Consider the following 20141-nt stretch of genomic DNA (forward strand, 5'->3'; position numbering starts at 1 on the left):
CCGTCCGGTGCGGGTTCCCGGTCACGTTCCCGGGCACGGGCTCCGGTCAGGTTCCGGCCGCGGCGCGCCGGATCGAGTCCAGTGCGCGCCGTACGTCGACGTCGGTCGTCGACCAGTTGCTCACCGAGATGCGCATCACGCGCCGGCCGTGCCAGGTGGAGCCGCTGATCCACGTCGTACCGTCGTCGAGCAGCCGGGCGAGCACCCGCTCGGTGCGTTCGTCGTCGCCGAACGCGGCGCACACCTGGGTGAACACCACCTCGTTGAGCACCCGGGCGCCGTCGATCGCGGCGATGCCGTCGGCGAACGCGGCGGCGTGCCGGCACAGCCGGTCGACCAGGTCGGTCACGCCCGAGCGGCCGAGGGACCTGAGGACCGCCCACACGGTGAAGGCCCGCCCTCGTCTGGACAGCTCGGGCACCGTGTCGACGGGGTCGCCGTGTTCGTGCTGGATGAGGTAGTCGCCGCGCTGTCCCATCGCGGCCCGGAGCGCGGAGGCGTCACGTACGACGGCGAGGCCGCAGTCGTAGGGGACGTTCAGGGTCTTGTGCGCGTCGGTCGCCCAGGAGTCGGCGCGTGCGCAGCCCGCGGTCAGATGTGCGTGGCGGGGGGACGCGGCCGCCCACAGGCCGAAGGCGCCGTCGACGTGTACCCACGCGTCCGCTGCGCGAGCGGCGCGGACGGCCTCGGTGAACGGGTCGAAAGCACCGGAGTGGATGTCTCCGGCCTGCAGGACCACGATGGTCGGGCCCTCGGAGCCGTCCGCCAGGGCGTCCCGCAAGGCATCCGCCTCCATGCGCCCCTGGGCGTCCGCCTTCACCAGGACGGGAGCGCCGAGACCCAGATAGCGCAGTGCCAGGTCGACGGCCATGTGGCGGTCCTGGCCGGCGACGGCGCGTACGGGCGGAGCGCCTGGCAGTCCGTCACGGGCGACGTTCCAGCCGGTGCGGCGCAGCAGTTCGTCGCGCGCGGCGGCGAGGCAGGTGAAGTTCGCCATGGTGGCACCGGTGGTGAATCCGACGGCGCTCTCGTCGGGCAGACCGAGCAGATCGAGCAGCCATGCGCCGGCTACCTCTTCCACCGCCGCGTACGCGGGCGAGGCGGCCCGCATCACGGAGTTCTGGTCCCAGGCGCTGACCAGCCAGTCCGCGGCCAGCGCGGCAGGTTCCGCGCCACCGACCACGAAACCGAAGAAGCGGCCGCTGGGGAACGCCGTCAGTCCCGGCTCGCAGGCCGCGGCCATCAGGTCGACGACGTCCGCCGGAGTGCCGGGGGCGTCGGGCAGTTCGGTACCGAGCGCGCGCACGATCTCCTCGACCGAGGCGCGTGCGGGAACCCGGCGTTCGGACAGGCTCGCGAGCCATCGCACGGCATGCTCGTGCGCCCGCCGGAGCGCGGCCTCGCGCGCGTCCATACCTCGGACTATGGGGCAGGAGCCGACGCCCCGCAAGCGGCGGATCGAACGTTTCTTCCCCCCGGGTGGTGGTGTGCGCCGTCAGTGCTGGGGAGCGGTGTGGCCAAGGCCGTTCAGGGCCGTGGCCCAGGGGAAATGGGACGGAGCCTGCATGGGGGTGTTGTCGTGAAGAAGGAGCTGGACCCCGGCGCCGCGCAGGGTGGCGAGGGACGTCTCGTACCGGGGGTGCGCGGCGAGGGCGCTGTTGGTGCAGGAGACGGCGGTTACGGGGGTGCCGTTGCCGAGGGCCTCGGTGGCGAGGCCGACGGTGAGTGTGTCGGTGAGGCCGAGCGCCCAGGCGTTGACGGTGTTGAAGGTGGCGGGGGCGTAGAGCAGTGCGTCGGCCGCCGGCCACTGCTCCGGTTCGCCGGGAAGCGGGTACTGCCACAGGACGGGGTGGCCGGTGAGGGCGGCGAGCCCGTCGAGGCTCTCCGCGAGCCAGTGCGCGGCGGTGGGGCTCAGCCCGAGGCAGACGTTCCAGCCGCGGGCCTGGGCGTCTTCGATGACATGGGCGACGTCGAACACGGGTGGGGCGGCGGAGCAGAGCAGGTAGAGGGTCTTCATGGTCATGCGGCAATATGATCATATCGCTTAACCTCAAGTATGGTTGAGGGAGCGGGATCGAGCCCGCGCTCGCCGAACGTGTGGCCGCGGCTGCGTCCGCCGAGACGGCGCTCACCCGCGCGGAGGCGGAGCGGGAGCGGTCCCTCACCGGTTCGGGCGCGTTCGGCGCGGGGACCGGACCCGGTCCGGCGGCCGCCCCAGGCATCCGCACCCGTTTTCCGGACCGCGCCGACCGGAGCGGGCGCGGTGCCGGGCCGGTTCCGGGCCCGCCATCACGTCCGGTCCGGCCAAGTTGTGCACCCGGCGCACGGTGGTGGGCCTGTCCGGGACCGCGTCGCGCCCCACCGCCCCACCTGCGTCGCGGCGCCTCGGAGGCGGACGCGATACCGGCTGCGGGTGCGGGGCCGGGGCGACGGGTGCGGACCGGGAGGGCGTGGAACTCCAGGGTCCGCTGGGCCCGGTGAGGCCGGGGTGGCCGGTGCCTGCTCCACCCAAACCGGCCTTTCCGGTCCATCGCGGGCAGGTTGCGTCGATGGTCGCGCCACCGGAGCGGCGGTGGGCGCCGGCGCCTCGCGGGCGCAACGGAATTCGGCCAGTGAACGGTTGCGCGCACGGTTCCGGGGCGGTTGTCCGTATCCCGTCCTTTCTTCGGCGGTGGACGCGTGGTGGCATGTCCATGCCGAAATACGATCGGCGGCCCCGATGAATGGAGAAGAGAAGGATGTTGCTCCGCAGGCTCACAGTCGGCGCGGCGGTGGTGGCGCTGTCTTCCCTGGCGATGCCGGCACAAGCCCACAACGCCACGTATCCGCCCGGGAGAATCACCGTCGACGTCGTCGGCGTGAACGGTTCGGGATGTCCCCAGGGGACGGCGAGTGTCGCCGCTGCCTCCGACAACACCTCGTTCACGGTCACCTACAGCGACTATCTCGCCCAGACCGGAGCCGGCTCGGGCGGGACCGAATTCCGCAAGAACTGCCAGCTGGCCCTGCAGATCCACGTGCCGCAGGGCTTCACGTACGCCATCGCCCGGGCGGACTACCGCGGCTACGCCCACCTCCAGCGCGGGGCCTTTGGCCAGGAGCGCGCCAACTACTACTTCCAGGGCATGGCCCAGACCACCCGCAGGACGCACCAGTTCAACGGCCCCTACTCCGACAACTGGCAGGCGAGCGACCAGACCGAGTACGCCGACCTGGTCTGGGCGCCGTGCGGCGAGGAGCGCAACCTCAACGTCAACAGCGAACTGCGGGTGTACGCCGGAACGTCGAGCCCACAGGCCCTGAGCTTCATGAGCATGGACTCCACGGACGGCAGCGTCAGCACGGTCTACCACTTCGCGTGGAAGGAGTGTCCTGCGGTCTGACACGGCGTGAGCCTCGCAACCCGCACCTCACGGTCAGGAGTGACAACGATGTCCCATTCCTTGCCCCGCGCTCTGTTCACGGGAGCCGCGGCCGCTGCCCTGGTGGTCACCGCAACCCCGGCCGGAGCCGCCGGCCCCACACCGCAGATCACCGCACCGCCCGACAAGATCGTGATCGAACTCGCCACGGTGAACGGCTCAGGCTGTCGGGAGGGCACCGCAGAAGTGGCCGTCGCACCCGACAACACGGCCTTCACCGTGACCTACAGTGACTACCTCGCGGAAGTGGGGCCGGGAGCACCGCCGACCGGATTCCGGAAGAACTGCCAGCTCAACCTTCGGGTGCACGTTCCTTCGGGATTCACCTATGCCATTGTCCAGGCGGACTACCGCGGATTCGCATTCCTCCAACCCGGCGCATGGGGCCAGGAGAAGGCGAACTACTACTTCCAGGGAATGCCGACGACCACCCAGCGCACCCATACGTTCAACGGTCCGCTCAATGACAACTGGCAGGCGAACGACAGGACGGAGTACGCGGATCTCGTCTGGGCGCCGTGCGGCGAGAAACGCAATTTCAACATCAACACAGAACTGCGGGTGAACGCGGGGACGTCCAACCCGCAGGCCGTCACCAGCTTCATGACGATGGACTCCACCGACGCCAGCGTGAGCACGCTCTACCACCTCGCCTGGCAGGCCTGCCCCGCCCCCCGGCCGCGCCCCCACTAGGACGCGCGCCCGTTGTCGGAGGCTCCGCCGAGCCGGAGGGTGGGGCGGAGGCCTCCGGCAGCCGGGACCCGCCGGCCGACCTGCGAGGGATGCGTCGCGGCCGGGCCGGGGCCCGTGCACGGCCGCGACCTGCGGCGGGCTACGGTATCCCCTGATCCGAGGGGGAGACAGATGTCGCAGAACACGGGGTGGGCACACCACCCGGGACAGCCCACGCCACAGTGGGGAGGCGGCTGGGTGCCGCCGTCGGCGCCGAAACCGGGGGTCATACCCCTCCAGCCGCTCAGCGTGGGCGACCTGCTGGGGGGTGCGTTCGCGTCGTTCCGCCGGTACTGGAAGCCCCTGGTCGGGATCATGCTCGCCGTACAGGGCATCGGAATCCTGCTCGTGGTCCTTGCGATCGGCATCGCGGTCGTGGTCGTGTCCGACCGGTTCTCCGCCGTCTTCGACCTTGCACCGGGCGAAAGCGTCGCCGCCGAGGACGTGCTCGCCCTGCTCCTCGCCTTCGTGCCGGCCGCGGTACTCCTGTTGCTCACGGTGCTGGTGGGCGCGGCGCTGATCAGCGCGCTCGGTCCGGCCGTCGTCCAGGAGGCCGTGCTGGGGCGTCCCACGACGTTCGGCGCGATGTGGCGCCGCAGCTGGTCCCGGCTGCCCTCGGTGCTCGGCACCGTGCTGCTCGCCGGGCTGATCGCAGGGGGGCCGATGGTCCTGGTCTACGCGATCTGTGTCCCGCTCGTCCTCATGTCCGCCGACGGATCCGGACCGCCGGCCGCCCTGTTCGTGCTGTTCCTGGGCGTGCTGGTCTGCCTGCCCGTCTCGGTCTGGCTCGCGATGCGCCTCAGCCTCGCGCCGGCCGCCGCGGTGTGCGAGCAACTCGGCGCCGTCGCCGCGCTGCGGCGCTCCGCACACCTGGTCAAGGACGGCTGGTGGCGCGTCTTCGGCGTCACCATGCTCGGCTACTTCGTGGCGGCGGGCGTGGGCTACGTCATCCAGATGCCGTTCACCCTCGTCGGTATGGCCGCGTTCCTTCCGACCATGCTGGATGCGGGCGGGGCTGACCCGGACCCGGGCGCGGCGATCGCCGGACTCGGTGTGTACCTGATCTGCATCCTGGTCGGCGGCCTGATCAGCGGGCTCTTCCAGTTCGGCTTCCCACCGTTGCTCTGCGCGCTGCTCTACGTCGACCTCCGGATGCGCAAGGAGAACTTCGCGGAGACCCTGATCGCCGCCGCGCCCCCGGCCCCGCTTCCGACCGCCGCCGGTGCTGCGACGACTCCCATCCCGCCCCCGCCCCCGGCCGAGGCACCGTCGCCCGACCAGCCGTGACAGCGGCCGGCTGATCCCGCCGCCCCCGGCTCGGCGGATCGCCTCCGGCCGTTCCGGGTCAGGTGGTGGCCGTGGCCCGCAGGAGGCTGTGGTCCGAGACCGCCGTGTCGAGGGGCAGGGCGTCGGCCGCCGCCGTTCGGACGTGCCGGGCGCTGAGGAAGACGTAGTCGAGCTTCTTCGGGCCGAAAGTCGTCTCGCCCGACCGGCAGGCGACGGTGGCCGTCGGCGGGCAGACGGCCGGGTCGAAGAACTCCGCATCGCTCTCGTCGGCCTCGATGAAGGATCCGTGGGCGCCGTCACCCCGTTCCGGCAGGTAGAAGCGCGACAACGTGTCCGTGCGCGGGGAGTGGTTGAAGTCGCCACCGAGTACGACGGCGAACCCGTCGTCCAGCCACCGGCGGGCCTGCGCCGCCAACGCGTCCGCCTCCGGCATCGCGAGGGTGCCGTCGTCCCAGTAGAGGTGGATCGAACAGGACCAGGTGGGCCGGTCCGCGAGGGGTGCCAGGACACAGGGCGCGGTGATCGGCTCACGCTCGCCACCCACCGTCAGGACCAGTTCGGCCGTGTCCGAGACCGTGCCGCGCACGAGGACGGCGTTCCCGTACGCGTGGCCCTCGCAGACGGCGGGGTTCCCGCCGGGCAGAGTGGCCGAGTGGGACCCCGTGTAGCCCAGCGGGCCCAGGTGGTCGAGGACCTCGCGGTACTGGTGTTCGCACACCTCCTGGAGGAAGAGTTGGTCGGCGGCCCAGCCTCCGGGGTCGGCCTCGGCGACCACGGCCGCGATCCTGCGCGCACGATCGTATGGGGGGAGCGGCGCACATGTTGCCGCAGATGTTGTAGCTCGTCAGCCGGACCGTCCCGGCCGCGGCCGCACGAGGCACGGCCGGTCCGAGGACGCAGGACAGGGCGGCAGTGAGGGCCAGAACGGCCAGGGAGGCAGGGGATCGGCGCACACCCGTGACGCTTTCCCGCGGGGAGCCCCCGGCAACGCGACACCGGCCCCGGATGGGCCGGACGAGCGTGGGCGGCGATTCACCGCCCGCTCGCCCGCCGGCCCGGGGCGCCACGCGGGCGCGGCCGATCGAGGGGACAATGGCACCATGGCTGACACCGTCCCTTCGCCGGACGGAGCCGGCTCGCCGGGCAGGGGACGCTACGGCGAGCAGGTCTTCCGGCCCGACCGGCAGGGCGAGGCCGACCGCATCGACCTCGGCGCCCTCGCCTACGACGACACCACCATGGCCCGGCTGCGGGCACTGGGTGCGGGCCCCGGCTGGACCTGCCTCGACGTCGGAGCGGGAACGGGCACGGTGGCCCGCCGCCTGCTGGCGGAAGCCGAAGTAGCCGGGGTCCTCGCGGTGGACCGTGACGTACGGTTCCTTGCCGCGCACCCCGTGCCCGGACTGACCGTGCTCCAGGCGGACGTCACCGCCGGCGACTTCGCCCCGGGCCTCTTCCGTCTGGTCCACGCCCGTTTCGTCCTCATGCACCTGCCCTCCCCGCAGCGCATGGTCGCCAGGCTCAGCCGCCTCCTCGCCCCCGGCGGCGTCCTCGTCGTCAGCGACGCGGTCGACCTGACCACGGCCTCCGCGCCCCGCACTCCGTACACCCGTGCCATGCGGGCCATGTGGGAGGGACTGCGCGACAGCATCGGCACGGACGTCTCCCTGGTGCCGCGGCATCCGGAGCTCCTGCGGGAGGCCGGGCTGGAAGGCGTGGCCGCCGAGATCCACGTACCACCCCTCCTGCCGGGAAGCCCGATCAGCAGGTTCTGGGCCGACACCTGGGAACGGGCCCGCGGGGCGATGGTGGGAACCGGCCTCGTCGACGACGCAGAGCTGGACGAAGCGGTGCGCTGTCTGGCGTCGTCCCGGTGCACCGGGCTGTCGCCGGGCATGCTCACAGCCTGGGGCTGGAAGTCGCCTGCCTGAGGCGTGTCGCGAACCTCCCGCCTGCCCCCGGCCCGGACCGTCTCCCGCGGTACGTGTCGGTCGGGCAAGATACGCCCGTGCGGACGACCACGGAGCTGGTGGAGAGGGCGGCCCGGCTGGCCGTCCGGGGCGGTCGGCGGATCCTCGGCGTGGCCGGGCCGCCGGGCGCGGGAAAGTCGACCCTGGCCGACCGGCTGGCCGATGCGCTCGGCCCGCGGACGGCCGTGGTGGTCCCGATGGACGGCTTCCACCTCGCGCAGGCCGAGTTGGACCGGCTCGGCCGGGCCGACCGCAAAGGCGCCCCGGACACCTTCGACGTGGCCGGTTACGTGTCCCTGCTGGCGAGGCTGCGCACGCCCGGATCCAGGGACGCCGCGGTCTACGCGCCCGCCTTCGACCGGAGCATCGAGGAGCCGATCGCGGGCCGCATTCCCGTGTATCCGGACGTGCCGCTGGTGATCACCGAGGGGAACTACCTGCTGCACGACGAGGGGGAGTGGGCCGGAGTGCGGCCGCTGCTCGACGAGGCCTGGTACTGCGCTCCGGACGAGGACACCCGGATCCGGCGGCTGGTCGAGCGGCACGTGCGGTACGGCAGCGAGCCGGCCCACGCACGCGAGTGGGTGGGCCGCTCCGACGAGGCGAACGCCCGCCTCGTCGCGCCCGGCCGCCACCGCGCCGACCTCGTCGTCGATCCCGGCTGAGGTCGTCCCGTCGTCCGAAAGGGCGGTCGGCGTGGCGGAATCGGGTTGTCCGAATGCGCTGTTAGGGTGACGTGTGCTCGTCAAAACGGGCGCTCTTCGTTTCCTGACATTCCAACGGGGTAGAACGTGAAGTTTCGTCATGTCCGTGCGATAGCCGTCTTCGGCATCGCCATCGTCGCGCTCACCGGTGCCCGTGGTTCCCACGGCGGGAGCTGCGGCGGCGGCCACTCCAGCTCGAGCTCCAGCAGCTCGGGTGGCAGCAGCGGGGGCAGCGGCACCGGCGGGAGCGACAGCGGCCACAGCAGCAGCGGCACGACCGGCGGTACCGGCGGCACCACCACGGGCGGTTCCGGCCGGGACAGGGCCGAGCGCGACATCAAGATCGACAGCTGCAAGCTGGACGGTGCCGGCAAGAACCTGGTCGCCCGCCTGACCGTCACCAACAGCGGTTCGGTGGAGTACACCTACAACATCACCATGACGTTCAAGCCGGCCGCCGGGTCGAGCGCGGTGGCGGCCACCGCAAGGGTCAACGGCCTCAAGGTCAAGGCCGGCGCGTCCCAGCAGACCGAGGCCACCGCCCTGTACACCGCCAAGGGCGACGGCAGCGAGTACAAGGAGTGCGTCGTCTCCACCGCGTCCAAGAGCGCACTCTGACACCCCTCCTGACGCACCGTCCGGTGTCCCGACCGGCCTCCGTGAAAGGCCGGCCGGGACACCGGCGTCAGACGAGGTCGAACCGGTCGAGGTTCATCACCTTGTTCCACGCCGCCACGAAGTCACGGACGAACTTCTCCCGGGCGTCCCCGGAGGCGTAGACCTCCGAGAGGGCCCTGAGCTGGGAGTTGGAGCCGAAGACGAGGTCCACGGCGGTCGCGGTCCACCGGGGCTCGCCCTCGCCGCCGACCCGGCCCTCGAAGACGTTCTCGTCCGAGGCCGACACCTTCCACTGCGTACCCATGTCCAGCAAGTTGACGAAGAAGTCGTTCGTCAGGGTCTGCGGCCGGTCGGTGAACACACCGTGCCGGGACTGCCGGAAGCCCGTGTCCAACGCCCGCATGCCGCCGATCAGCACCGTCATCTCGGGTGCCGTCAGGTCCAGCATGCTCGCGCGGTCCAGCAGCAGCGTCTCCGGCGACAACTTCTCGCCCGCGGGGAGGTAGTTGCGGAAGCCGTCCGCCCGCGGTTCGAGCACGGCGAACGACTCGACGTCGGTCTGCTCCTGCGTCGCGTCCGTGCGCCCCGGCGCGAACGGGACGGTGATGTCGAGCCCGGCGTTCTTCGCCGCCTGCTCGATCGCCGCGCACCCGCCCAAGACGATGAGGTCGGCCAGCGAAACCTTGGTGCCGCCGCCCTGACCGTTGAAGTCCTGCTGGATCCCTTCGAGGGTCTGTACCACCTGCGCCACCTCGGGCAGGTCGTTGGCCTCCCAGTCCTTCTGCGGCGCGAGCCGGATCCGGGCGCCGTTCGCCCCGCCGCGCTTGTCCGTGCCGCGGAAACTGGCCGCCGACGCCCAGGCCGTGGTCACCAGCTGGGACACGGTCAGCCCGGAGGCGAGGATCCGGCCCTTGAGCGCGGCCACGTCCCCGGCCGAGACCAGTTCGTGGTCGACCGCCGGAACGGGGTCCTGCCACAGCTGAGGTTCCGGGATCCAGGGGCCGAGGTACCGCGAGACCGGCCCCATGTCGCGGTGCAGCAGCTTGTACCAGGCCTTGGCGAACGCCTCGGCGAGCTTGTCCGGGTTCTCGTGGAAGCTCTTCGAGATCGGCGCGTAGATCGGATCCAGCTTCAGCGAGAGGTCCGTCGTCAGCATCATCGGGGCGTGCCGCTTCGACGGATCGTGCGCGTCCGGCACCGTGTCCTGGGCCGCAGGATCCTTCGGGGTCCACTGGTGAGCCCCGGCCGGGCTCGTCGTCAACTCCCAGTCGTACCGGAACAGGTTGTCCAGGTACCCGTTGTCCCATCGGGTCGGCTCGTTCGTCCACGCGCCCTCGAGCCCGCTGGTGATCGTGTCCACGCCCCTGCCGCTGCCGTACGAGTTGTGCCAGCCGAGGCCCTGCTGCTCCAGCGGCCCGGCCTCGGGCTCCGGACCGACGTACTCGGGGTCCACCGCGCCGTGGCACTTGCCGAAGGTGTGGCCGCCCACGATGAGCGCGACCGTCTCCTCGTCGTTCATCGCCATGCGGCCGAACGTCTCGCGAATGTCCTTCGCCGCGGCGATCGGATCGGGATTTCCATTGGGGCCTTCGGGATTGACGTAGATCAGTCCCATCTGCACGGCGCCGAAAGGCCCGGTGAGTTCCCGGTCGCCCCGGTAGCGCTCATCTCCCAGCCACGTGTCCTCCGTCCCCCAGAAGACTTCCTCGGGCTCCCAGATGTCCTCCCGACCGAAGCCGAATCCGAAAGTCCTGAACCCCATCGACTCCATGGCGCAGTTGCCCGCGAACACCAGCAGGTCCGCCCAGGAAATCTTCCGGCCGTACTTCTGCTTGACCGGCCAGAGCAGACGGCGCGCCTTGTCCAGACTCGCGTTGTCCGGCCAGCTGTTGAGGGGGGCGAAGCGCTGCGCGCCGGAACCGCCGCCGCCGCGGCCGTCGGCGATGCGGTAGGTCCCGGCGGCGTGCCAGCTCATCCGGATGAAGAGCGGGCCGTAGTGGCCGTAGTCGGCGGGCCACCAGTCCTGCGAGGTCGTCATCACCTCGAAGACGTCCCGCTTCAGCGCGTCGACGTCCAGGGTCGCGAACTCTTCCGCGTAGTTGAAGTCCTCGCCCATCGGACTGGCCTGGGGCGAGTTCTGGTGGAGAACCTGTAGGTCCAGTTGGTTCGGCCACCAGTCCCGGTTCGTCCTGGGACGAGTGGACTCGGGCGTCGGGGAGGGGATTGCGGGGTTCTCGCTTTCGCTGCCGGACACGTCCGTCCTTCTTCCTGTCTCGGTGCTTCCATCTGCTGACCGCTCGCTCTTGACGGCGTCCGTATGGTCGCGCACCGCGCACCGGGAGACTGAGAGAACACGCAGGGCATACCCGCCCAACCACCATTCCCGACATCTAGGCCGTACGGGAAAGACAGGAAAAGGAGAGATCGTACGATCATCGTTATCGCTGCGCCGACGAGAAAGCATTGGCCGTCGTGGTCCGCCGGGTAATCTGTAGCTCGCTTTTCGGGCCTGTGGCAGGGTCCGCCGAAGCCCTTGTGTCCCGCCGAGCGTGAACTGGTGAGCCGAAATGAGTGAGCTGCTGGAACGGCTGCGGGGGCGCGGCTGGCGCCTGACGTCCCAGCGGCGGGTCGTCGCGGAGGTCCTCGACGGCGAGCACGTGCATCTGACGGCCGACGAGGTGCACGCCCGCGCGGCCCGGCGGTTGCCGGAGATCTCCCGGGCCGGGGTGTACAACACCCTCGGCGAGCTGGTCGCCCTGGGCGAGGTCGCCGAGCTCGCCGCGCACGGGCGGGCGAAACGCTACGACCCCAACGCACACCGGCCGCACCATCACCTGGTGTGCTCCGGCTGCGGGCTCATCCGCGACGTCCACCCCACCGGCGACCTCCTGGACGGCCTTCCGGCGCGGGAGCGCTTCGGTTTCGCCGTGTCCGGGGTCGAGGTGGTCTACCGCGGCCTGTGCTCCTCCTGTACGGCCGAACCGTCGCGCGCCTGAACGCGGGGGCCTGAACGCTCAAGCCTTGGCGGCCCGAGCGCGGCGGCCTGGACGCGGTGACAGGGGCCTCCCGCCCCGGGGCTACCACTCCGGGTGGACGTCGTGGCTGTCGTAGCGGTCTCCGGCGGCCGTGATCCACGGCCGGAAGCGACCGGGTCCGGTGCCGTCGTGGGCGTAGGTCACCGGTTCGCGGGAGTCGTCGGTGACGATCACGGCCCCGGCCCGCTGGGCACTGCGCAGCGCATGGGTCCAGTGGCGGCCGCGGTGGCCGGTGCGGTAGTCGGGGATCTTGCACTGGGACATCACGGGTCTCACCGCCTGGGTCGCTTCATCGGGTCCGGACAGGGCGTATACCCGGTTCGCCCCGATCCGAACATGTGTGCCCCGGGTGGGTGTCGGTCCCGTGGGTCGGGCCCCCTCGTGCTCGTGCCGTGATTGCTCCAGAGTGTCGTCCGTACCTTCCGCGCATCCGACAGGCCCGCCCGTCCCAAGGAGATCCGACGTGCCCACGACCTCCGAACCGCCCGGTACGACCTCTGCGACCCCGCCGGCGGAACCGGCCTCCGTACGGATCGAACGGGACGGACCCGTCACCACGGTGATCCTCGCCCGCCCAGAGGTCCGCAACGCGGTCGACGGGCCGACGGCGACCCTGCTCGCCGAGGCCTTCCGCGCGTTCGAAGCGGACGATGACGCGTCCGTCGCCGTCCTGTGGGGCGAGGGTGGTACGTTCTGCGCCGGCGCGGACCTGAAGGCCGTCGGGACCGGGCGTGGCAACCGGGTGTCGGCCGAGGGGGACGGACCCATGGGGCCGACGCGGATGGAGCTGACCAAGCCGGTCATCGCCGCGATCAGCGGTCACGCGGTGGCGGGCGGCCTCGAACTGGCCCTGTGGTGCGATCTGCGGGTGGCCGAGGAGGATGCGGTCCTCGGCGTGTTCTGCCGCCGCTGGGGCGTGCCCCTGATCGACGGCGGCACGGTACGGCTGCCCCGCCTCATCGGCGAGAGCCGCGCCCTGGACCTGATCCTCACCGGCCGTCCCGTCGCCGCCGTCGAAGCGCATGCGATCGGTCTGGTCAACCGCCTCGTGCCGCCCGGCGAAGCCCGCCGTGCGGCGGAACGCCTGGCGCACGAGACGGCCGGATTCCCGCAGCTGTGCCTGCGGCACGACCGGCTCTCCGTCCGGGAACAGCACGGTCTGGGAGAGCGTGAGGGGCTGGCCGCGGAGTACCGGCACGGGCTCGTTCCGCTCACGGCCGGAGAGACCCGGGCGGGTGCCGACCGGTTCGTGGCCGGAGCGGGCCGCCACGGCCGCTTCACCGGCTGAGGCAGCGGGGCCGGCCGGTCGGCGGGGGCGAGGGCCGGGGCGCTGCGGGGGTGTTCGGAGGCATCATGGCCCTGTGAACGCGTCCTCGGCCACAGCCGGTGGCGGACCCGGAGCCGCACTCGGATTCCTCGCCGTGGCCCCCACGCCCCGGACCGCCGTCGTGTGGCTTCCGCCGGACGGACTGTGGCCTGAGATCCAGGGCATACGTGCCGAACACGATCCCCAGATCCGCCGCTGGCCCCCGCACGTGAACCTGATCTTCGGCTTCGTCCCGGAGGTCCACTTCGACCGTGCCCTCCCGCTGCTGGCCGCGGCGGCGGGCGGCAGCGAGCCCTTCGCCATCAGGCTCAGCGGGGTGCGCGCCTTCCGCCACGGCGTCCGCGCCACCGTGTGGCTGGACCCCGCCGCGGGCGGCCTCGCCCCGTGGACGGCCCTCCACGAGAGCCTGGCGGAGCCCTTCCCCGCCTGTCGCGGCCGGTACCCGGAGTTCACCCCGCACCTTTCGCTCGGCCGCACGCACGACCCGCAGGGACTGGCCGCGGCCTGCGCGGCCCGGCTGGGCAGCACGGCGGCACGGGTCGACGAGGTCGTACTGCTGTCCCGTCGGGGTGACGGGCCGATGCGGCCGCGTGCCGTGATCGGCCTGGGCACGGGAACCGCCGCCTGGTCGGAGCCGTGATCCCGTTTCCGCCGGGCGCGAGCCCCGCCGCCGGGCCGGGAACGCCCGGGGAACGCGGGGGGCCGGTCCGCCCCGGCGGCGGATCGGCCGGCACGGCACCGGCCGGCGGCGCGCACGGGGGAGTCAGGCGGTGGGCGGCGGGTTCCCCTGGTCGCGGCGGACCTGCTCCTTCAGCTTGTCCTGGGCGGTGTCGATCTGGCTGCTGTACTTGCCCTGGGTCCTGCCGTCGACGTAGTCGCCGGCCTTGTCGATGCCCTGTTCGGCCTGGCTCTCGTGGCCGCGCAGCATCTGCTTGAGCTTGTCCATCATCGACACGACGGTCTCCTTTGCGTCCGTCCCCCACGGCAAGGGTTCCCGATGATCGCCCAGGGCGCATCCGCGAGCCTCGGACCTGCGGGGACGCCGGTCACATCGACGCGGTCCCAGGCCGGCGCGGGGCGAACCCCGACGTACGGCAGGGACGATCCCGTCCCGGGACTCCGGCAGCACCGCGACGGTGCGCGCACCCCGCGGGAGTGTCATTGCGGACGACCGACGCGCTGCCAATCGGCGGGACACGGGGCTCGGCATGGAACGATCTCCGCATGACAGAGAGCATGAGCCCGTACATGTCCTCGCCGCGGGTCACCGTCCTGGGGGTCCAGCCCGGCGACCCACCCTTCCGGATCGTCGAGATCGACGGTGAGGTGGTCCGCATGGCGACGTCCATGACCGATGTGATCCTGGCTGCCGCGGAGGCGGGAATCACCATCCACGACCTCGACGATCCGGACGCCGTCCGCTGGGTCGGCGGCGGGAAACTCACCTGGCGGCTGCACTAGGGAGGGCCGTGCCGGGCGGCCGCGCGGTGCCGTCGCCCGCTTCCGGGTCACACGTACCACCGAGAAGGGACCGGTGACCCGGGTACGGCCGACCGGCACGCGCGCGTGCGGATGCCACTGACGGTCCGGCGGTGAGCGCGGACGCGGACGGGGATGGTTGCCGATCAGGTGGCGCGTCCGTAGCGGACCGCTTCGCTCCAGATGCGCTCCAGACGCACTCTCGTGCCGGGACGGGGAGCGTGCCAGATCCTGTTGTCGCCGGCGTAGATACCGACGTGTGCCATGGTCGCTCCCCGGGGGAAGAAGACCAGGTCACCGGCCGTGCGAGCGGCCTTGGGGATGTGTCGCGTGTGCTTGTACTGCTGCTCGGCCGTGCGCGGGAGGCGCTTGCCGGCCTTCTGGAAGGCGTAGAGGGTCAGTCCTGAGCAGTCGAAGCGTTTCGGGCCGGTGGCGCCGTATGCGTACGGCGCGCCCTGTTTGGAGGCGGCCACCGCGACGGCCTTCTCGCCGTACGACGGTGCCGCGTGAGCCGGATCCGTGGGGCCGGTCAGTGCGCCGGCCGCGAGGAGCAGTATGAGGAAGACGGCTCGCACTCTCGGGCAACAGCACGTCGGACAAGTGCCCTTGAGGGCCTTTCGGAAGTCGGTCCTGGAGCAGGACATCGTGACACCTCCGCAATCGGTTGGCAGGCGACAGTTCAGTTCAGCGGCCTGGTCCTGTTCTCGGTGGCAGTCGTCTTGGCTCTGACGGCGGACCAGTTTTCCCGGACGTCCCGTCGTAGCCGCATCGGACACGGAGTGATTTGTCCCGATTTTGCGTTCGATTCGAGATGATAAGTAGGGATGATGTACGCACCGGCCACGGCTCGGCGGCGGTGCCACCGCCGATGTGCTGAATCGGCGCACCGACAGGTATCGGCGCGCCGCGGAACGGGCACGCAGCACAGGTGACCACGACCGACCTGCTCCCGGTGCCGGCCTCGCGCGCCGCGGCCCGCCGGGCCCTGCTCGCCGGTTCGGCCGGCAACCTGGTCGAGTGGTACGAGTTCGGCGTCTACGGCTGCTTCGCCACCGTCATCGCCGCCAACTTCTTCACCCCGCAGGCGGGAACGGCCCCGGGAGCGGGACCCCAGGGCGGTGCCGAAGCACTGGTCGCCACGTACGCCTCGTTCGCCCTGGCCTTCTTCTTCCGGCCCGTCGGCGCCCTCGTGTTCGGGCGCATCGGCGACCGGTTCGGGCGCCGTCCCGTCCTCGTCCTGGTCATCGGCCTGATGACGCTGGCGACCACGCTGATCGGACTCCTGCCCACGCGCGCCGACATCGGCGTCGCCGCCCCCTGGCTGCTCACGCTGCTGCGCGTGCTCCAAGGACTCTCCGCGGGCGGCGAGTTCGGCGGCGCGGTGTCCCTGATGGCAGAGCATGCGCCGCCCGGACGCCGAGGCCTCTACGGCGCGTGGCAGTCCTTCACCGTCGCCCTCGGCCTGCTGACCGCCGCCGCCACCGCGGCCGCCCTGGCCGCGGTCCTGCCCGCCGAGGCCCTCAACGCGTGGGGATGGCGGATCCCGTTCCTGCTGGCCCTGCCCCTCGGGGCGGTCGCGCTGTGGCTGCGTACGGCGCTGGAGGAGGCGCCGGCCAAGCCCCCGGTCGAGCCCGTCGCGACGTGCCGCGCCGCGACGGCCGGCCTGCGGGAGCAGGCCCGCGCCGTCGTCCTCGGCATCGGGCGGATCATGGGCTGGTCGGCGGCCGGGTACGCCTTCCTGGTCGTGCTGCCGTCCCACCTCCAGTCCGCACGGGGAGCATCCCTCCGGGACGCGCTGCTGGCCACCACCCTCGTCAACCTCGGCTTCGCCGCGGCGATCCTGCCCGCAGGACTGCTCAGCGACCGCATCGGGCGGCGCCCCGTCATGCTCGGTGGTGCGGCCGGTGTCGCCGTGCTCGCCATCCCCCTCCTGCATGTGCTCCAAGCGCCGGGTGCGCCCGCACCGGCCCGGGTCGCGGCCGTGCTCACGGCGGGCGCACTGGTCGGCCTGCTCGCCGGACCGGGGCCGGCCATGCTCGCCGAGATGTTCCCAAGACGCGTCCGCTGCACCGGACTCGGCCTCTCCTATGCCCTGGCCAACGCCGTCTTCTCCGGCTGTGCCGGGCTCATCGTCACCGCGCTCACCGCCCGCACCGGAGACACCGCCGTACCCGCCCACTACGCCGCCGCGGCCTGTGCCCTCAGCGTGCCGGCGCTGCTGAGCCTGCGCGGCAACGACCACCGGGAGCCGCTGAGATGAGAGTGATCGGCCTCATGTCCGGGACCTCCTGCGACGCCGTGGACGCCGCCGCGTGCGATCTCGTCCAGGGGCCCGCGGACGGCGCACTGCACCTGATCCCGCTGGGCATGGTCAGCGAGCCGTATCCGGAGCCCTTGCGGGCCGAGCTCGCCGAGGCCCTGCCGCCCGCCCGCACCACACTCGCCGACGTCTGCCGCCTGGACACCCGCATTGGGCAGGCCTTCGGACGGATCGCCGTCCGCGCCGACCGCGAACTGTGCCGTGGCCGAGCCGAGTTGGTCGCCTCGCACGGACAGACCGTGTACCACTGGGCGGCGGGCGGACAGGTCCACGGCACCCTGCAGCTCGGCGAACCCGCCTGGATCGCCGAGGCCACCGGTCGCACGGTCGTCTCCGGCTTCAGGCCGCGCGACGTCGCGGCGGGCGGGCAGGGCGCACCACTGGTCGGCCTCGTCGACCTGATGCTGCTGCGCGGCCGTCCAGGAGTACCGGCCGCCCTCAACATCGGGGGAATCGCCAACGTCACCGTCGTGCCCCGGCGCGCGGACCCCGTGGCCTTCGACACCGGCCCGGGTAACGCCCTGATCGACGCCGCGGTACGCGAGCTCAGCGCCGGCCGGCTCGCGTACGACGAGGACGGCGCGCTCGCGGCCGCCGGGCGGGTGCACGAAGGCTTGCTGCGGCGGATGCTCGAAGAGCCGTACTACCGGCTGCCCGCACCGAGGACGACCGGCAAGGAACTCTTCCACGAAGGATATCTCCGCTCACACCTGGCGGAATTCGCGCAACTCCCGCCCCAGGACCTCGTCGCCACGCTCACGCGCCTCACCGCCCGGACCGTGGCCGACGCGCTGCGGCCGCTGGGCGCCACCGAGGTCTTCGCCTCCGGAGGCGGGGTGCGCAATCCGGTCCTCACGGCGATGCTCCGGGCCGAGCTGGCCGGTACGCCGCTGCGCACCTCCGACGAGCTCGGGCTGCCCGCCGCGGCGAAGGAGGCGTACGCCTTCGCGGTGCTCGGGTACCTCACCCTGCACGGCCTTCCGGGCAACGCTCCCGGCTGCACCGGCGCCGTCGGCCCCCGCGTCCTGGGATCGATCACCCCGGGCTGCCGCCCGCTCCGGTTGCCCGGGCCGCTGCCGGTCGCCCCGCGCTCCCTCGCCGTGCGGGCGGACGCCGCCGACGTGCGGACATGCGCCAGCCCGTAGGTACCTTCGGCCGCGCGGGCCGGATCATCCGGGTGGACGACCCTCCGGCCCCGCGCGGGCTCCGGGGGACCTCCCGAGCCTTCCTCCGCCGGCCGTCCCGCCTGCGCGGCGGGTCCCCGATCCTACCCGCCCACGATCCTGCGCACGTTGCCGATGCTGCCGCAGTCCGACGCGAGCTGCTTCTCCCGCTCCTCCAGGAAGGCGGCCCCCAGTTGGGCCCTGCGCTCGTCGGGGACGTTCTCCCGGGCACCGTTGAGGATGGTGCGCTCCTCCTCGTCCAGGTGGTGGGTGACCGCCTTGACCAGCTCCTCCAGGCGCTCGTCCCACTGCCCGGAGCCGACGTCGTCGACCTCCAGGAGCCTCAGGAGCGCCTCGTTGCCCTCGGCGTGCTCCTCCTCACCATGCTCCACCTCGTCGTCGTCGATGTCCCTGAAGCGCTTGAGCGCGCCGTAGACCCTGGCCTCCTCGGCCTCGCCGTGCGCGACGAGCAGTGCCGAGAACTGCGCCCGGGCGGCCGCTCGGTCGGCCTCGACGCTGCGCATCCGGCGCAGCAGCTCCTCCATCGTCCGGTGGTCCTTGAGAATCACCGCGACCACGTCCTGGTCCTTGCCCTCGTCCGCCATGCGGCACGCCTCCTCGATCGGGGTTCCGTCACCTGGCGCCTGCTCGCTCGCCGAGGCCTGAAACCTGCCGTCCGGCGGGTGCGGACGCGATCCTGGGCGCGCTCCGAGGACGCCCGCCACGGCCGTACGGGCCACGGGCCGCCCGCTCCCGGCCGTGTCGGCACCGGCACCGCGGCGCCCCCTGCCATCGTGGGCCGCCGCGCTCCGTGTCGTCTCCTGGAGGTTCCGCCGTGTCCCCACGCCCATACGGCCAATCCCGCCGGTTCCGCCGGCTGCTGCGCCTGGCCGCCGCCACCGCCGTGTGCGGCGCCCTGCTCGGCGCCTCCGTACTGCCCGCGCAGGCGGCGGACCGCAACCCGCCGCCGGACCGCGCAGCGTTCCTCCGCCAGGAGCTCCGGGAACTCGTCGAGCGCCCCGACGGGCCCCCCGGAATCATCGCCGTCCTGCGCGACGGGGACCGTACGGAGGTCTACCGCGCAGGCGTCGCCGACGTGGACAGCGGCAGGCCGCCGGGCGCCACCGACCACATGCGGATCGCCAGCGTGGCCAAGGCCTTCAGCGGTGCGGTGGCCCTGAGCCTCGTCGACCGGGGCCGATTGAGCCTGGACGCCACGATCGGCGAGGTGCTGCCCGCCCAGCCGTACCGGTGGCGCAAAGTGACGCTACGTCAACTCCTGAACCACACCAGTGGGCTGCCCGACTACTCGGCCTCCCCAGGGTTCCTCGACATCGTCTCCGCGGACCCCCGCCACCACTTCGACTCCCGGCACCTGCTGGACTTCGTCGCCGACGAGGACCTCGCGTTCCGGCCGGGCAGCCGCTACCAGTACTCCAACTCAGACAACATCGCCGTCGCCCTGATGGCCGAGGCCACCACCGGGCGCCGATACGAGACGCTGCTGCGCGAGCTCGTGTACCGGCCGCTCGGCCTCACCGCCACCAGCCTGCCGCAGGGCTACCGGCTTCCCGAGCCCTACCTGCACGGCTACCAGATCGACCCGCAGGCCGGCCCCGTCGACGTCAGCGAGGCGGTGAGTGCCTCGGGAGCCTGGGCCGCAGGAGGCATCGTGTCGACCCCCCAGGACCTGACCGCCTTCATCCGCGGCTACGCGGGCGGAGCCTTGGTCTCCGACCGCACCCGCCGCCAGCAGTTCCGGTTCATCCAGGGCGCGCTCTCCCAGCCCCCCGGCCCCGGCCGCACCTCGGCGGGCCTCGCCGTCTACCGCTACGCCACCCGCTGCGGCACCGTGTACGGCCACACCGGCAACACACCCGGCTACACACAGCTGGCGGCCGCCACGGCCGACGGCCGGCGCTCGCTGACCTTCTCCCTCACCACCCAGACGTCCCTGACCGACAACCCCAGGCTGCTGGAGCGGGTCCGGGAGGTCCAGGAGGACTTCGTCTGCGCTCTGCTCCGCGGTTGACCACGACCGGCGCCCGGGGCCGCGCGGTCTCGGGCGCCCGCGACACGGGCGG

Annotated in this window: 20 protein-coding genes and 1 pseudogene; 13 read left to right on the top strand and 8 right to left on the bottom strand. The window is 72.1% G+C overall.

Annotation, left to right across the window (positions count from 1 at the left end; all coding sequences use genetic code 11):
* Window positions 1-46 precede the first annotated feature (46 nt).
* Window positions 47-1414: a pyridoxal phosphate-dependent decarboxylase family protein gene (locus R4Z63_RS31625; RefSeq protein ID WP_384446558.1), complete on the bottom strand. Its 1368-nt coding sequence runs from the start codon at window positions 1412-1414 to the stop codon at window positions 47-49.
* A gap of 81 nt (window positions 1415-1495) precedes the next feature.
* The gene (locus R4Z63_RS31630) at window positions 1496-2023 is read right to left on the bottom strand and encodes a flavoprotein (protein ID WP_384446557.1); all 528 of its coding nucleotides are present in this window, start codon (window positions 2021-2023) and stop codon (window positions 1496-1498) included.
* A gap of 715 nt (window positions 2024-2738) precedes the next feature.
* Here R4Z63_RS31630 and R4Z63_RS31635 point away from each other — a divergent pair.
* The 3 genes from R4Z63_RS31635 (at window position 2739) to R4Z63_RS31645 (ending at window position 5441) form a co-directional block, all read left to right on the top strand.
* Entirely contained in the window at window positions 2739-3383 is a 645-nt protein-coding gene (locus R4Z63_RS31635) for a DUF4360 domain-containing protein (RefSeq protein ID WP_037917436.1), read from the top strand.
* Between the two features lie 48 nt (window positions 3384-3431).
* A complete protein-coding gene (locus R4Z63_RS31640; RefSeq protein ID WP_384446555.1) occupies window positions 3432-4115 on the top strand; it encodes a DUF4360 domain-containing protein in 684 nt (227 codons plus the stop codon).
* Window positions 4116-4286: 171 nt separating this feature from the next.
* Window positions 4287-5441: a hypothetical protein gene (locus R4Z63_RS31645; RefSeq protein ID WP_384446553.1), complete on the top strand. Its 1155-nt coding sequence runs from the start codon at window positions 4287-4289 to the stop codon at window positions 5439-5441.
* A gap of 58 nt (window positions 5442-5499) precedes the next feature.
* Here R4Z63_RS31645 and R4Z63_RS31650 read toward each other — a convergent pair.
* Window positions 5500-6228: pseudogene (locus tag R4Z63_RS31650) on the bottom strand (endonuclease/exonuclease/phosphatase family protein); the annotation flags it as partial.
* A 313-nt stretch (window positions 6229-6541) separates the two neighbouring features.
* Between R4Z63_RS31650 and R4Z63_RS31655 the strand changes: the two are divergent.
* The 3 genes from R4Z63_RS31655 (at window position 6542) to R4Z63_RS31665 (ending at window position 8733) form a co-directional block, all read left to right on the top strand.
* Complete coding sequence (locus tag R4Z63_RS31655) at window positions 6542-7372, top strand: class I SAM-dependent methyltransferase (protein ID WP_384446551.1); 831 nt, start codon at window positions 6542-6544, stop codon at window positions 7370-7372.
* A gap of 77 nt (window positions 7373-7449) precedes the next feature.
* Window positions 7450-8076: a nucleoside/nucleotide kinase family protein gene (locus R4Z63_RS31660; RefSeq protein WP_384446549.1), complete on the top strand. Its 627-nt coding sequence runs from the start codon at window positions 7450-7452 to the stop codon at window positions 8074-8076.
* Between the two features lie 126 nt (window positions 8077-8202).
* Window positions 8203-8733 (top strand): hypothetical protein, encoded by a 531-nt coding sequence (locus R4Z63_RS31665; protein ID WP_037917445.1) that lies wholly within the window; start codon window positions 8203-8205, stop codon window positions 8731-8733.
* A gap of 67 nt (window positions 8734-8800) precedes the next feature.
* On the opposite strand, the gene katG is transcribed toward R4Z63_RS31665, so the two are convergent.
* Window positions 8801-10987 (bottom strand): catalase/peroxidase HPI, encoded by a 2187-nt coding sequence (gene katG / locus R4Z63_RS31670; protein ID WP_384446547.1) that lies wholly within the window; start codon window positions 10985-10987, stop codon window positions 8801-8803.
* 313 nt (window positions 10988-11300) lie between these two features.
* On the opposite strand from katG, the gene R4Z63_RS31675 reads away from it, so the two are divergent.
* Complete coding sequence (locus R4Z63_RS31675; protein WP_384446545.1) at window positions 11301-11729, top strand: Fur family transcriptional regulator; 429 nt, start codon at window positions 11301-11303, stop codon at window positions 11727-11729.
* An 81-nt stretch (window positions 11730-11810) separates the two neighbouring features.
* Here the strand turns inward: R4Z63_RS31675 and R4Z63_RS31680 are convergent, their stop codons facing one another.
* A complete protein-coding gene (locus tag R4Z63_RS31680; RefSeq protein ID WP_037917453.1) occupies window positions 11811-12032 on the bottom strand; it encodes a hypothetical protein in 222 nt (73 codons plus the stop codon).
* Between the two features lie 268 nt (window positions 12033-12300).
* On the opposite strand from R4Z63_RS31680, the gene R4Z63_RS31685 reads away from it, so the two are divergent.
* Window positions 12301-13056, top strand: coding sequence for a crotonase/enoyl-CoA hydratase family protein (locus tag R4Z63_RS31685; RefSeq protein ID WP_384446593.1), 756 nt, complete (start codon window positions 12301-12303; stop codon window positions 13054-13056).
* 73 nt (window positions 13057-13129) lie between these two features.
* Window positions 13130-13735, top strand: coding sequence for a 2'-5' RNA ligase family protein (locus tag R4Z63_RS31690; protein WP_384446543.1), 606 nt, complete (start codon window positions 13130-13132; stop codon window positions 13733-13735).
* A gap of 123 nt (window positions 13736-13858) precedes the next feature.
* Here R4Z63_RS31690 and R4Z63_RS31695 read toward each other — a convergent pair whose 3' ends face one another.
* Window positions 13859-14050, bottom strand: coding sequence for an antitoxin (locus tag R4Z63_RS31695; protein WP_037917458.1), 192 nt, complete (start codon window positions 14048-14050; stop codon window positions 13859-13861).
* A 269-nt stretch (window positions 14051-14319) separates the two neighbouring features.
* On the opposite strand from R4Z63_RS31695, the gene R4Z63_RS31700 reads away from it, so the two are divergent.
* Window positions 14320-14556, top strand: a complete 237-nt coding sequence (locus R4Z63_RS31700) for a hypothetical protein (protein ID WP_037917462.1) — start codon at window positions 14320-14322, stop codon at window positions 14554-14556.
* Window positions 14557-14720: 164 nt separating this feature from the next.
* On the opposite strand, the gene R4Z63_RS31705 is transcribed toward R4Z63_RS31700, so the two are convergent.
* Complete coding sequence (locus R4Z63_RS31705) at window positions 14721-15149, bottom strand: C40 family peptidase (protein ID WP_384446541.1); 429 nt, start codon at window positions 15147-15149, stop codon at window positions 14721-14723.
* 353 nt (window positions 15150-15502) lie between these two features.
* Between R4Z63_RS31705 and R4Z63_RS31710 the strand changes: the two genes are divergently transcribed.
* Window positions 15503-16834: an MFS transporter gene (locus R4Z63_RS31710; RefSeq protein ID WP_384446539.1), complete on the top strand. Its 1332-nt coding sequence runs from the start codon at window positions 15503-15505 to the stop codon at window positions 16832-16834.
* Window positions 16831-18039, top strand: coding sequence for an anhydro-N-acetylmuramic acid kinase (locus R4Z63_RS31715; protein ID WP_384446537.1), 1209 nt, complete (start codon window positions 16831-16833; stop codon window positions 18037-18039). Before R4Z63_RS31710 ends, R4Z63_RS31715 begins: the two co-directional genes overlap by 4 nt.
* 122 nt (window positions 18040-18161) lie before the next feature.
* Here the strand turns inward: R4Z63_RS31715 and R4Z63_RS31720 are convergent, their stop codons facing one another.
* Complete coding sequence (locus R4Z63_RS31720) at window positions 18162-18662, bottom strand: hemerythrin domain-containing protein (RefSeq protein ID WP_384446535.1); 501 nt, start codon at window positions 18660-18662, stop codon at window positions 18162-18164.
* Between the two features lie 230 nt (window positions 18663-18892).
* Here R4Z63_RS31720 and R4Z63_RS31725 point away from each other — a divergent pair, with 230 nt between their 5' ends.
* The gene (locus tag R4Z63_RS31725) at window positions 18893-20089 is read left to right on the top strand and encodes a serine hydrolase domain-containing protein (RefSeq protein WP_384446533.1); all 1197 of its coding nucleotides are present in this window, start codon (window positions 18893-18895) and stop codon (window positions 20087-20089) included.
* The last annotated feature ends 52 nt before the right edge of the window (window positions 20090-20141 follow it).

It is taken from the genome of Streptomyces sp. PL-29 (genome assembly GCF_058344425.1).